This is a genomic window from Lyngbya sp. CCY1209 (assembly GCF_035615495.1).
Lineage (GTDB): Bacteria > Cyanobacteriota > Cyanobacteriia > Cyanobacteriales > Microcoleaceae > Limnospira.
The window spans coordinates 1-13,552 of sequence record NZ_JAJENU010000375.1 but is presented as its reverse complement, the minus strand read 5'-3'; the positions used below and the strand labels follow the sequence as shown (position 1 = coordinate 13,552).

Genomic DNA, 13,552 nt, shown 5'->3' with positions numbered 1-13,552 from the left:
CTTTGGGGGGAGTCAAGCCCCCTCAATCCCCCAACTTTGGGGGGAGTCAAGCCCCCTCAATCCCCCAACTTTGGGGGAAGTCAAGCCCCCTCAATCCCCCAAGTTTGGGGGAGTCAAGCCCCCTCAATCCCCCAAGTTTGGGGGAGTCAAGCCCCCTCAATCCCCCAAGTTTGGGGGGAGTCAAGCCCCCTCAATCCCCCAAGTTTGGGGGACTTATAGCGTTGCGTGCTGGCGTAGTTACACAGTTGGCAACCCCGCTTCCCGCACAGGGGATTTAAAACAGGGAAAACCCCTCAAAAAGCGATCGCGGGCCAGCTCGGTTCCCGCTTGTAGGCGGTCATGTCCTGGAACTGGCGGAGTTCGGCCCGTCGCACCCAAATTTCTTGGGGGTTGTCGAGCCACCGGTGGTTGAATTCCGAGAATTGATGAGCCAACTTATCGCGATCGAGATCGGGGGAAATTTCCGCGAAATAACCCAGAGTAATGTGGGCTGTCAGGTGGTACTGCTGATCGATGCCAAGGGCGATCAAATTAGAGTTTTGATAAATCGCTCTGCGGAACTTCAAAATCGCCTCGTAAGCCCCCTCATCGCGGGGAACAAGACAGACTCCCACCGCCCGGGGCATGACCATCAAACCCAGCACCTGCCAGCGGATGGATTGATCGTTTTTTTCTCCTTCAAAAGTGGTAAAAGATTCTGCGATCGCGTCTTGAAGTTTGCGATCGAACTCCGGAATCTTCTGACTCGCATCCAGGTAGGCCCCGTCCCAAATCAAATCGGCCAGTGTAAAATGAAAGCTGTCCGGGGGAATGGTCGCCCAAAACTTCGGCCCCAATATTTGACCCAATTTCTGTTGACAATCCGCCAAATTTTGATAAAAATCGGCATTGTCAACATCTTCCCCCCCCGGAGGGGTGACGATGCTGTATCCCGGAAAGGGGACGGCCCGCCTGCGGCCCATCGCATCGGGGGCAAACTTGGGGGACTCGTGAATGTGTTCGAGTTGCGTGAGATAAGCGTCGGGCAGCGTCATCCGCGCCACCCGATTGACGTAAGTTTGATAGTTGTCGTCCAATCTATTTTCCTCGTTCTCAAAAACCGTTTGTTATGCCAATTTATTTGTATTGGGGAGAGGACGACTTCTCCCTCACAAAAGCAGTGGATACTTTGCGAGAGTCCGTCCTCGATCCCAATTGGTCTAGTTTCAATTTTGACAAAATTCTGCCCGACACACCAGATGCCGTCATCGCCGGACTCAATCAGGCCATGACCCCACCGTTCGGCCTGGGACATCGTTTCGTGTGGTTGGTTAATACACCCCTGACTCAAAACTGTTCTCAAGAAATCCTACAGGAATTGGAGCGGACATTACCAGCCATTCCCGAAACCACCACCTTATTGTTGAGCAGTTCCAAGAAACCCGACGGACGCCTCAAGTCCACCAAGCTCCTGCAAAAATACGCCCAAGTGCGGGAGTTTTCTCCCATTCCCCCCTGGAAAAGCGAGCAGTTGGAGGGGCGGGTGAGGGAAGTGGCCCGGGAGGTGGGGGTGAGGCTCGAAGCGGATGCGGTGGCTTTCCTGGCGGAGGCGGTGGGGAACGAAACCCGGCAACTCTACGGCGAACTGGAAAAACTGAAACTCTACGCGAACACCTGGGACGGTCCCCTGACGGCGGTGGCTGTGGCCCCCCTCATCCATTCCAACACCCAAAATAGCCTCAAACTTGCCGCCGCCATTCGGGAGGGAAACACCGGCCGGGCCCTGGGACTGGTCGCCGATTTGGTCGAACACAACGAACCCGCCTTAAAAATCCTCGCCACTTTGGTGGGACAGTTTCGGACTTGGCTGTGGGTCAAATTGATGGTGGAAACCGGGGCGGGGGACGACCGGGAAATCGCCAAACTGTCGGAGGTGGGGAATCCGAAACGGATTTACTTTTTAAAAAAAGAAGTTCAGCCCCTTTCCTTGGGGCAACTCCAACAAACCCTGCCGCTGCTTCTGGAATTGGAAGCGGGCCTGAAACGGGGGGCCGACGAGTTTTCGGCCTTGCAAACTTACGTCGTCCAACTCTGCCATTTGTTTCGCCGTTAGTTTATAATTAGGCCCGGACGGTTCCCGGAGGAGCGCTTTCGAGTTTCCCGGCAACAACTCCGACTCCGACCGGCTGGCAATTTAAAAGTTGTTTTGCCCGCTTGAGATAGTATGATTGATATGCTCGTCACCCCACGCGAGGGTTAGCCATGCCAGATCGAAGCCCACTGGAACTAGCAAAGCAGGGCGATCCCCAGGCGATTGCCGCTGTGATCAACCATTCCCTCAAGGCAAAGGCAATTAGTGCGGATGTGTTTCGGGAAGACAACAGCCTTCACATCATGTTAGAAGGGGATAGCGTCCCCGCCAACCAAAGACAATTGGTGAATTACCTGCGGAATGGTTTGACCAACTTGCAGATTCCCTCGATTTATACCGCCAAGGTCTACGGACGGCAGTTGGGGGACGACCCGGCTTGGGAGGAGGAAATCGTTTTGAAGATGCCGCCCCCGGACGAGGTGGAACCGGACGAGGGGGTGGTGATAGCGGACTCCTCCGAGTACGATGAGGATTTGGATATCGAAGATGCGATCGCGGACGACGAGGATGACGACCTGATCGATGCGGATGACGAGGATCTAGTGATCGACGATCACATCGATGAGGATGAAGACGAGGAGGAAGAGGGGGATGACTATTATAATCCCGAGGAGGATGATGATCCGGAGGATGACGACGAGACGGAACAGATCGAGTCTGAGAAGCCGAAAAGCAAGCTCATCTGGCTGATTCCGCTGCTTCTGATTTTGGCGATCGCGGCTTTGGTCGGACTGCACTTCGGCGGTATCCTGACCTTGCCCTTCCTGCCCGGTGGCGGCACCTCCGAGTCCGAACCGGTGGCCCCGACTCCCGAAGAAACCGCCCCCACGGAAACGTCTCCCGAGGCTGGGGAGGCCCCCGCTTCGGCGCCGGCCGAAGAAACCCCCGCCGAAGCGGCGGACCCCTGGCGGGAGGGAGTCAACGCGGCGATGAGTGCGGCCGAGTCAGCCCAGACGGCCCAAACTCAGGCGGAGTGGAACGCAGTGGCGAGTCAGTGGCAAAGGGCCAGCGAGTTGATGGGACAGGTTCCGGAGTCGAGTCCCAACTACCAGGCGGCCCAAGAAAGAGTCCAGACATACGCCCAAAATCAACAGATCGCCGAACAGCGGGCCGCAGATGCCCCCAATTAGATAGGGCGCCCGGTGTTGTCGGGTGTAGGGTGTAGGATTTCGGTGCGATTCGTTCGTCCGAGGGGGAGGTTAAAGAAACTGCAAACAGACGATCGCGAGACTTGCGATATCTAAGCTTAATCTTGCCCGGAGACGAGATCGACATTGAGGAGGGATTTTAATTTCTCATAAAAATCCGAATAGTGAATCGGAGGTGGGGGGGTGCGATCGCTTTTTTTCGGGGGGATTTTCACATCATTTTGACTCCCCTCAACCGCAGTCGAATCCCCCTTTTTTTCAGTAAAGTTACCCGTCAAATGGGGCGGCAAATTATTGGACACCAGCCGCTCGAATTCGGAATTAAAATGATAAACGGGTTCTTCGCGCCGTTTCCAATGAGCCAGAATTTGGCCGACCGAAATAGCTTTGTAGCGACCCAAATACAGGGCTTCGATGATGGCGAGGGGCAGCCAACTGACTTCGTAGTTTTGAGTCCAATTGGCGACAATTTGGTAGGCGGGTTTTCCCCCGAGGTCGAAACTGTAATGAATCAATAAGGCTTCAGCTTGTTCGGCCTGCTCTTCGGGTGTTACGCTCATGGGTTGCCATTAATCATCGATCATTAATCATTAATAATTTAGAATTGACAATTGACAATTGACAATTGACAATTGACAATTGATAATTCTCAACTTCCTGCGCCAGAATTGTCAATTCTTGCCAATCGTCAAACGGGTTAATCTTCCACCTCCGTATCGGAACCGGAAAAGGGTGCGGAGTCGCCGGTCCAGTTAAAATCGCTGATTCGCAGGCCGAAACTTCCGAGGCGCCGCACCGGGTTGATGCGGAGGATAAAACCGTAGGTGCGGCGGCTGTATTCGAGAGTCAATTCATTGTTCAAAGCGAGGCCGTTATCCAAGTTGAAGGAGGATTCGACCCCGGCCCTCAAACCGCCGTAAATTTGTTGAACCAATCCCACGGTGAGAATTCTTTGATCGACGAGGCGATCGAACAGGAAGGGGGATTGTCCGTCGAGGGCGACTTGGGTATAAAACAGGCTGAAACCAGTGTAGTCGAGATAGTCCCGGGAAAAGTGGCCGAGCTGCCCTTGAAAGCCGACGCTACCGCTGAGATAGAATTGGGATTCGTCCTGGGAGTAGAGGCTCGCGCCGCCCCGGACGATCGCCACAAAGCGGACGAAGGGGATGACGGGCCTGGGGGTGTACCTCAAGCCTTCGCTGGCGGTGGCGGGCAGTTCTTCCCCCCTCCACAGGGGGACGGGATAGATGAGGGTGGCGACGCTTTGAAAGCGGCTGCGATCGATCCGGTCATTTTCGCGGTTGATTTCGAGCAGATCAAAGCGATCGGTTTTGGCTTCGATATCTTGGAAGCCGGTTTGGAAGCTGAAGATGGCGCCCGAGTCACCGAGGGCGATATCGGGGGAGGTGAGAACGGCTCCCAGGCTGCGGTGGACGGTTTGCGAGCCGAGGGTGCCGTTAAAAATGCGCTCCCGGTAGCTGTACTCGCCGGTGAGGGTGTAGCCCTCAAAGAGTTGTTGCACCCGCAACCTTCCCCGGTAGGCATCTTCTTCGAGTTCGGGGAAGTCTTCCAGGTTGTAGATCTCAATCTGCCCCTCGACGCCGGTGGTGGGGGTGACGCGCCCGGTGAAGCCGGCTTCGAGGCCGTAGAATCGGGGGTCGATGGGGGTCAGGCGCTCGGAGAACGCCCGCTGAACCAAGGCTTGGGGGGCAAATTTGACATCCACCGGTCCGAGGCTGATGGGGGCGAGGTTCCACTGCACGAAGTAGCCGTCGAGATCTTCGAGGTCGTAGCCGAATTCCAGGGGGCTCGGTTCCCGCTGGCGGCGGTCGATGATGGTGCGATCGCGGAACAGGGGCAGGGAAAAGCTCTGGTCGAAGACAAGCCGGGACCTGGAGGTGAGGAGTTCGTCCTGGAGGGGGGAAATCCGGTTCAGTCGGGCACTGTCGGCCCGCAGTTCCAATTCCGGGGGCGAAAAGGGGTCGTTGGTGATGCGGATGTTGGTGGCTTCCCACTCGCCGTTGGGTTGGATGTCGATGCGTTCGGCTTCAAAGCGGAGGCGGTTGACGTCCCCCTGCAGTTGGGGAAACGACAGTCCGCTGACTTCCACCTGGGCGCCGTCTGCGGCGGTGACATCGCCGACGGGTTGGGCTTCGGTGAGGCGATCGGCGAGGGGGACGGGGGATTGATCCAGGGCGGCGGGGCGATCGACGTCGAAATCGGCGCCGGCGGATTGGGTGAGCACCACGCCGCTGGCTTCGTAGATCGATCCGGTGTTGCGGACGAAGTTGTATTCCATCCGGTTGCCCCGGATGAGCTGTTCCCCCCGCTGCAGGGCGACGTTTCCGGTGGCGGCGACTTGCCGGGTGTCCAGGTTGACTTGGGCTTTGTCGGCCTCGATCAGGGTCTGGCGAAATCGGACTCGCACATCTCCCTCGGCGGTGACGATCTGCCGGGGCCCGTCGAATTCCTGCCGTTCGGCGGTGACTTCGACGAGATCCGTGGGCACGGTGATGGGGATGGCGGGTGCTTCCGGGGTGGCTTCGGGTGAGGCTTCTTGGGCGATGGTGACGGGTTCGCCGGGCCCGAAGGCTTGAAATTTCCGCTCGGGACCGATGGAATAGGTGGCGGCGTCGGGGGCGGGGAAGGGTTGCGGGGCGGGGATTTCCGTTGCGATCGCCGGTTGGGGGCCGCTGGCGGGGACGACGGATAGTTCCAGATCGGCTGTTATTTCCGACCAATTGCGGGCGATGGGAGCACCGAGATCGGCCGCCGAAGACTGCTTGGGGACGTCGGCGGTTCTCGGGTGGGGCAGGGTGTAAGAAATGGTGGTGTCGTGTCGGACTTCCCGGGTCGAGGCGGGTTCCGGTCGGTTCAAACTTTGGCTGAAAGGGGCTCGGGTGGGTTCTGTGGGCGGTTGGGTTTGGACGATCGCGGGCGGTTCGGGTGGCGGTACCGGGTAGGGCATAGTTGACAACGGCGTTCGTATGGATCGCCCGAACCCACGCGGTTTGAAGGGATTGGGCTTGGGCAGATGATAAAGTCATTAGTCATGCAGCCCCACGACTCACAACTAATGACTTTTTCAAGGTTTGACCGTCACCGGCGGTTTTTCCGCTTCGGTTTCCCGTCAAAGCTGGGTTGAGTTGAAATGTCGGATGTTTATTCCAAGTCCCGGCGCTTGGGGTTCCGGGAGGGGTCGTTGGACAGAAATCCGAACACGAACAATCCCACGAAGAATAATACGACGATATTAACGATGATTTTCAGAGTTACCATTTTTTAAGCTCCCAGGGCAACAAACGGTCTGTTTTCGATCGGGTCGTGCCAAATGCACGGCTTTCTGATCATATCTCAAAAGTTGAAACCGGTTAAGGGATTTGCGGTTTTGATGGGTTCCCGGTGCGATCGCGTTACGTTCCGCCTCGGATGTCGGGGTGTTGAATAAAAAATCAAGCGTATGGGCGTGTTTACCCTTACGAACCATTATCCGCCATCGCCGGGGTGGATGTCAACCCCTACCCCCTACTTCGGCGCGATTTTTTTTGACTTTTTCAGCGTTTTTTTGGATTAAATTGGTCGAAATAGCCCGATTCTCGCAGCCAACTCCAGATTTTGAGGGCGGCGGTTTCGACGGCGACCATGAGGCGATCGAGCCCTTCGAGGAGGTGTTGCAGGGGGTGTTTGACGTAGCCGATCGCCCGGGCGGGGGTTTCGAGCCAGTCGGGTTGGGCTTCAACTTGGCGGTGGGAGTGGGAAGGGGGGGGAGATGCGATCGCCGTCGTGCGGGAAGCCGGGGTTTTGGCGGCGAGGGAGTTGACGGACTTGGGGACGGTTTGGATCTCGGTGTGATCGAGGGTATTCAATTGGGCGATAATTTTCGATCGCGTTTTAGGGATGGTGGGCAGGGGTTCGGCTTGGGGCAGTTGCCGCCATTTTTTAGATGTCTGTGAGGGTTTGGGGGAGTCGAGTTGTCGGGTGGGGGAGTCTGCGATCGCCCAGGGATCGGGGAGTGGCGAGGGTTGTGGCACTTGGCGATCGGCGGGTTTGTCGCCGAACAGGTAATCCATCCCGTCCCAGACGGCGGTGTGGAGGCGGTTCAGGGTAGCCCGGGTGGCGGGTTGAATTTGGGGTTCGAGTTGGGCGAGGGTTTCGTCGAGGGATTGGAGGAGGGGAGAGGGGAGGAAGTTGGCGATCGCGTTCCAGAGGCGGGAGAGGGGATTTTTGGGCCGGCTTGACTTGACAGATTCGCTATTTTGTGGTAGTGATTTTTGTTTCCCGGGTTGGAGTTGGCGATCGGCGAGGGGGGTCTGTTGCCAGAGCAGGTAGAAGGGATAGAGTAGGATTTGCAGGGTGGAGTTGGTGGCAAAGCGAACCGTCCGCAGGGTGCGATCGCAGGTATCGGCGAACTGGCGATAGTTGCGGAGTAGGAAGTTGAAGACGTGGCTTTTATAGGGGCCGGGGTAGGCTGAGGACATTTTAAGGCGATTTAATATAGAGTTGACGGAGGCGATCGGGATTTAGAGATATTGTAGCCTAAGCGCGATCGCGGCGGATGCGGGAAACCGGCTTTCTTCTCTTGTCACCTATAAACCGGGTTTCTATTAAGATCTTGTGTTCTCAACGGACACCCTTCTAGAAACCCGGTTTCTTCCCCCACCTGATTCATCCAAAATGAAGGGTCAGAAAATCGATTGTACTACCACTTCTTATAGGGGAGGAACTTGCCACACATGATCACTTTGACGCGATCGCCTTTGGGGTCTTCTTCCTTCTCCACATCCAGGGTAAAATCGATCGCACTCATGATCCCGTCCCCGAATTTTTCGTGAATCACCGCCTTCATCGGCATCCCGTAAACTTGCATCACCTCATAAAAGCGGTAAATCAGCGGATCGGTGGGAATTACGGGGTCTAAGGAGCCTTTCATGGGACATTCCATCAAGGCTTCAGCCTCCTCCGAACCCAATCCCAACGCTTCGACAATCTTTTTCGCTTCTTCGAGATCGGCACTTGCCTGCCGGTAAATCACCGATGCAATCCAGACTTCATCGCGGCCGACAATTTGTTCGAGATCGGAAAATGTAATGCCCTTTGCTTTCTTCGCTTCCAGGAGTTTTTCTGTAATTTCCGGTATCGCCATTAACGAATCCTTTCAGATACAATCTTTTCAGATAGTGTACGGCTACTCTGCTATTAAGTCAATCCACGCTTCGTTTTTTTTCGCTGTTATTGATTTTATAGCACTAGGAGAATATATTAAAACCGTCTTAAATTTTTACCACAGAGGCACAGAGGAACACAGAGGGAGAATTTGTCCGAACCTAAATTTATACTGCCATATAACTGTCTTTAAAGCTAGACGATCGCGGCTATTGTTTCCAAAATACCAGACCGCGATCGCCCTTTAGTTTACCCTACATGAAACTACCCACCACGCCATTCAAATTCTTTTCGAGGGGCGTTCCCAAGGCTTTGAATTTCCACTGTCCGCCTTCGCGATAAACCTCCCCCATCAACATGGAAATTTTGCCATCGTAGGAGGCATCCCCCGAGAGGCTGTACCGGGCGATTTCCTTTCCCGTGGCATCCACCGCCCGGACGAAGGCGTTGTCTACCATGCCGAAGTGCTGCCGCCGGGTTTTCGCCTCGTAAATACTCACCGCCAACACGATGCGGCTGTAGCGATCGGGGATGGCATTCAAACTCAGAAAAATGCACTCGTCATCGCCGCTGCCCTCTCCGGTTAAGTTGTCGCCGGAATGGGCAACTGTCCGATCTGAGGAGGATAAATTGCCGTAATAGATAACCTCGTGTTTGTAGTCGGCGACTTTGCCGTTTTGACCGAGTAAAATGGCGTAGCCGTCCAAATCGAAATCGGCGCCACCGCCGAACAGTCCGCCCAGTCCGCCTTTGGATTTGGCGACATCCCAGCCCAAACCCATCATCAATTTGGAAAGGTCGTATTCGCTTTTGTCGAGGACGATGCTCTGCCCTTTTTTCAGGTTAATTGCCATGATTAAAATCCTATTATTTTTGAATTTATCCCCCCTCAATCCCCCCTTTGTAAGGGGGGAGGAAGATCCCCCCTCAATCCCCCCTTTGTAAGGGGGGAGGAAGATCCCCCCTCAATCCCCCCTTTGGAAGGGGGGAGGAAGATCCCCCCTCAATCCCCCCTTTGTAAGGGGGGAGGAAGATCCCCCCTCAGTCCCCCCTTTGGAAGGGGGGAGGAAGATCCCCCCTCAGTCCCCCCTTTGGAAGGGGGGAGGAAGATCCCCCCTCAATCCCCCCTTTGGAAGGGGGGAGGAAGATCCCCCCTCAATCCCCCCTTTGGAAGGGGGGAGGAAGATCCCCCCTCAGTCCCCCAATTCTGTCGGTATCTAAATCTCGAGTCCCCCGTACTAATTAAAGTGAAACCTCCTTGAGCCTCTCCTTTGTTAAGGGGGACGGGAGGGGGCTCGGGGGATTTAGGGGGCGAGGGTTAGAGGTATTTATCGACGAAACTTTGCAATCCGGCGTTGTACCCCTGTCCGACGGCGTGGAATCGCCATTCGCCATTCTTTTTGTACAGGCGCCCGAACTCCACCGCCGTCTCCCGCGAAAAGTCTTCTTCGAGGTCGTATTTTGCCACCTCGGTGCTTGTTTCGGGGTCGTAAATGCGGATGAAAGAATTTCGCACCTGGCCGAAGTTTTGGCGTCGTTCGTCGGCTTCGTGGATGGTGACGACAAAAATCAATTCTGCGATCGCCGGATCGATCGCGTTCAGGTCGATTTCGATGGTTTCGTCATCCCCACTGCCGGCCCCCGTGCGGCTGTCTCCCAAATGTTTGACCGCCCTATCTGGGGACACCAAATTGTTGTAAAATACGAAATATTCGTCCTGGGGAATTTTGCCGTTACTTCCCAACATGAAAACCGACGCATCCAAATCGAACGCGGCACCCGTATCGGTGGAGTTGACATCCCAACCCAGACCGATTCCGGCTTTTTGCAATCCCGGCGCCTCTTTGGCGAGATTGATGCGTTCCCCTTTGCCAATGTTAATCGACATAATTCCTGTAAATCGTGCGAGTTCAATTCTCAGGTGTACTGAGCGACGAAACTTTCCAAACCGGCATTGTATCCTTGGCCGACGGCTTGGAACCGCCATTCTCCATTTTTCCGGTAAATGCGGCCCATTTCCAGGGAAGTTTCCCGCGAAAAGTCTTCTTCGAGGTCGTATCGGGCGATTTCCGCCTGGGTTTCTTTGTCGTAAATGCGGATGTAGGAGTTGCGAACTTGTCCGAAATTCTGGCGGCGGGCCTCGGCTTCGTAGATGGTGACGACGAACACCAATTCTTCGATGCTGCTATCGACCGAAGTCAGGTTGACGTGGACGGTTTCATCGTCGCCGCTGCCTTCCCCCGTGCGGCTGTCGCCCATCGACTCTACGGAACCGTCGGGGGATTTGAGGTTATTATAAAAGACGAAATATTCATCTTTGGGAATTTTGCCCCCGGCGCCCAACATGAACACGGAAACATCCAGGTCGAACTGAGATCCGGTATCGGTTTGGTTGACGTCCCAACCCAGGCCGACGGCCGCCTGTTTCATGCCGGGCGCCTCTTTGGACAGGCTGATCCGTTCGCCTTTGTTCAGATTTATGGTCATGGGTTATTCCCTCAATAATCATTGATGCTTTTTCCTCCTACAGTTCGCCGGGGTTAAATTTCGGAAACGGCAGGAGGGGAAATTTTAATTTTGGAAAACGATGCGTTTTTGATATTCGTCTTCAGTCATCAGGTTGCGGGTATCTTCCACCCGATCTAAGAAGACGATGCCTTCGAGGTGGTCGTATTCGTGCTGAAAAATGCGGGCGATGAATCCCGTCAACTCTCGTCGCTGGAGGTGGCCGTCGCGGCTGGTGTATTCGACTTCGATCGCGCGCGATCGCCCGACGAGTCCCCGGATGCCCGGGACGCTCAGACAGCCCTCCCAGTCTTCTTCAACTTCCGGGGAACGGGCGATAATTTTCGGGTCGATCATCGCCGTGGGTTCCATCGACGGGGCGTTGGGGTAGCGGAGATTGGGGCGGGAGGCGACGACCAAAATGCGATCGCGCTCTCCGACTTGGGGGGCAGCGATGCCCACGCCGTTATTTTCCACCACCGTAGCGATCAGATTGTCGATGAGATCCTGAATCCGTTGTTCCCAAATGTTGGCAACCGGACGGGCGCGATCGCGGAGTACCGGATCGCCCAATTGGGAGACGGGGAGCGTTTCTGCCATTAGAATTCCTCCGACTATTCTGCTATTTTAGCTGGGTGGAGCGTCCGACCGACGGGGGGAACCTCGAAGAGAAAGACCGTCTAGCTGCTCATTTGGGGGGGCATATTTCCCGTTTGCACTTCCAACAGTTGCGATCGCCCGTTGCGGTTCACCTCGATCTGTAGGGTACTCCCCACAGTCTTATTCTGCACGATCCGTTGCACCATTTCTGAAGTAGCGATCGTCTGCCCGTCGATGGCGAGGATCACGTCCCCGGGCTGCAACCCGCCGCGATCGGCCGGGGAAGCGTCGATCACGTTCACGATCAACACCCCGTTTGTATCCGGAACGGGGAACGCCAGCCCGGAGGAATTTTGCAGTTCCCGTCGCAATTCCGGATTGAGGAGAATCATTTCGATGCCCAGATAGGCGTGTTCGGCCCGTCCCGTGGCGATCAACTGCTGGGCGATTTGCTGGGCGTTGTTGATGGGGATGGCAAATCCCAAGCCCTGGGCGCCGTTGATGATGGCGGTGTTCATGCCGATCACCTCCCCCTTGGCGTTGAGTAGGGGTCCGCCGGAATTACCGGGGTTGATCGCCGCGTCAGTTTGGATGAAGCCGATGCGCTTGTCGGGAACGCCCACGTCGCTGCTGCTGCGTCCGGTGGCGCTGATGATGCCCACCGTCACGGAATTATCCAGCCCGAGGGGATTGCCAATCGCGATCGCCCACTCTCCCGGGGAAAGCAGGTCAGAGTCCCCCAGGGGGACCGTGGGCAGGTCGGTGGCGTTAATTTTGATCACGGCCACGTCCGTCACGTCATCCGTCCCCAACACGGTGCCATCGTAGCGACGTCCGTCCTTGAGAACCACTTGCACCTCATCGGTGCCCTCGACGACGTGGCTGTTGGTGAGGATGTGCCCGTCGGGGGAGAGGATGAACCCCGATCCCGTCCCCTCTTCCAGGCGATCGCCGGGGGGACGACCGCCGGGGGGTCCGAACCCGTCGCCGAAGAACTCGTTGGGGAAGGGTTCCTCGAAGCGATCGAACCGGTCCGGACGCACCCGCCGGGAAGCGTTGATGCGGACCACCGCCGGACCGACCCGATCCGCAGCTTCGACGATAAAGTTGGATGTCTCACCGGGGAAGCGATCGGCTTTTTGCGGGAACCAACTCGGGGGATTCAATTTCGGAGTGGCGGAGGTGTCGGACCCGGAACCGGCATCGGGGAGGGCGGGGGGTGTGACTTGGGATTCCGTCGAGTCCGGAACTGCGGCCAGTTTCGCTTCCAGCCAGCGATCGCCCATCAATGCCCCGGTCGCGCCGACGAGCAGAAACAGGAAATAGACGATGGGTTGCTTCCAAAAAGCTTTTTCAGTGGTACCAGTCATGGCTCAAGTGTCAGGTTGACCTACAAGAAGTGGGCACTGTGTCCGATTGCGTTCCGAAATTGAATGGTCTGGGCGGGGACTTCAGTTAGAACTTTGTGCCAATTTAACACTATTTTCGTCCGCCCTGGTACAGTTTCCCGGAAGACTTTGGGAGCGGGGGGAGAAATAACCCACTTCTGTCAAACTGGAGCGAAACCTTGATTTTTCGTGAGTCCTGCGGAGAAAGAAATATAGCAGTTGTCGATCTGCTGCCAAATGGTTCGATATGGTTCGATCCCCCATTATCCCCCCCCGCCCCCATCCCCCCCTACCCCCCCTTTGTAAGGGGGGAGATCAGGGGGGAGCCAGAGGAAACTTCGCTTTAATTAATCCGGGGACTTCGAGTCAACCGGCGTACCTGATTGACTGGAAAATTGCCGTAATCTCTCCTCCGCCTCCCGACTCCCGACTCCCGACTCCCGACTCCCGATTCCCCCCACCCTGTCTGATATGCTTGAAGCCGACGCGAAGAATTTATAGCAATGAGCGAGGCAAGTGTTTACAGTTCGGTTCGGTTATAGAACCCGAAACCCCCAATTCTCCCCCCTTACAAAGGGGGGCTGGGGGGGATGCGGTTTCTATTCCCTACACCCTAC

Annotated in this window: 13 protein-coding genes; 2 read left to right on the top strand and 11 right to left on the bottom strand. The window is 56.0% G+C overall.

What is annotated here, in order from left to right:
• Positions 1-293 precede the first annotated feature (293 nt).
• Positions 294-1,076, bottom strand: coding sequence for a DUF1868 domain-containing protein (locus LKE08_RS10705; RefSeq protein WP_324704212.1), 783 nt, complete (start codon positions 1,074-1,076; stop codon positions 294-296).
• A 32-nt stretch (positions 1,077-1,108) separates the two neighbouring features.
• Here LKE08_RS10705 and holA point away from each other — a divergent pair, with 32 nt between their 5' ends.
• Together holA and LKE08_RS10695 are read left to right on the top strand one after the other, a co-directional pair.
• Entirely contained in the window at positions 1,109-2,092 is a 984-nt protein-coding gene (gene holA / locus LKE08_RS10700) for a DNA polymerase III subunit delta (RefSeq protein ID WP_324704211.1), read from the top strand.
• 149 nt (positions 2,093-2,241) lie between these two features.
• Positions 2,242-3,261: a hypothetical protein gene (locus tag LKE08_RS10695; RefSeq protein ID WP_324704210.1), complete on the top strand. Its 1,020-nt coding sequence runs from the start codon at positions 2,242-2,244 to the stop codon at positions 3,259-3,261.
• Positions 3,262-3,377: 116 nt separating this feature from the next.
• On the opposite strand, the gene LKE08_RS10690 is transcribed toward LKE08_RS10695, so the two are convergent.
• The 10 genes from LKE08_RS10690 to LKE08_RS10645 form a co-directional block, all read right to left on the bottom strand.
• The gene (locus LKE08_RS10690; RefSeq protein WP_324704209.1) at positions 3,378-3,839 is read right to left on the bottom strand and encodes a hypothetical protein; all 462 of its coding nucleotides are present in this window, start codon (positions 3,837-3,839) and stop codon (positions 3,378-3,380) included.
• A 137-nt stretch (positions 3,840-3,976) separates the two neighbouring features.
• Entirely contained in the window at positions 3,977-6,247 is a 2,271-nt protein-coding gene (locus tag LKE08_RS10685; protein WP_324704208.1) for a DUF3769 domain-containing protein, read from the bottom strand.
• A 194-nt stretch (positions 6,248-6,441) separates the two neighbouring features.
• Positions 6,442-6,558, bottom strand: a complete 117-nt coding sequence (locus tag LKE08_RS10680; RefSeq protein WP_324704207.1) for a photosystem II reaction center protein I — start codon at positions 6,556-6,558, stop codon at positions 6,442-6,444.
• 275 nt (positions 6,559-6,833) lie between these two features.
• Positions 6,834-7,757, bottom strand: a complete 924-nt coding sequence (locus LKE08_RS10675; RefSeq protein WP_324704206.1) for a hypothetical protein — start codon at positions 7,755-7,757, stop codon at positions 6,834-6,836.
• A 221-nt stretch (positions 7,758-7,978) separates the two neighbouring features.
• On the bottom strand, positions 7,979-8,422 hold the full coding sequence (cynS, locus tag LKE08_RS10670; RefSeq protein WP_324704205.1) for a cyanase: 444 nt from the start codon (positions 8,420-8,422) through the stop codon (positions 7,979-7,981).
• A gap of 274 nt (positions 8,423-8,696) precedes the next feature.
• Entirely contained in the window at positions 8,697-9,296 is a 600-nt protein-coding gene (locus LKE08_RS10665) for a TerD family protein (protein WP_324704204.1), read from the bottom strand.
• A gap of 464 nt (positions 9,297-9,760) precedes the next feature.
• Entirely contained in the window at positions 9,761-10,330 is a 570-nt protein-coding gene (locus LKE08_RS10660; RefSeq protein WP_324704203.1) for a TerD family protein, read from the bottom strand.
• 29 nt (positions 10,331-10,359) lie between these two features.
• Positions 10,360-10,929 (bottom strand): TerD family protein, encoded by a 570-nt coding sequence (locus LKE08_RS10655; protein ID WP_324704202.1) that lies wholly within the window; start codon positions 10,927-10,929, stop codon positions 10,360-10,362.
• Positions 10,930-11,013: 84 nt separating this feature from the next.
• Positions 11,014-11,547, bottom strand: a complete 534-nt coding sequence (gene def / locus LKE08_RS10650) for a peptide deformylase (RefSeq protein WP_324704201.1) — start codon at positions 11,545-11,547, stop codon at positions 11,014-11,016.
• 80 nt (positions 11,548-11,627) lie between these two features.
• On the bottom strand, positions 11,628-12,917 hold the full coding sequence (locus tag LKE08_RS10645) for an HhoA/HhoB/HtrA family serine endopeptidase (RefSeq protein ID WP_324704200.1): 1,290 nt from the start codon (positions 12,915-12,917) through the stop codon (positions 11,628-11,630).
• Positions 12,918-13,552: the final 635 nt, after the last annotated feature.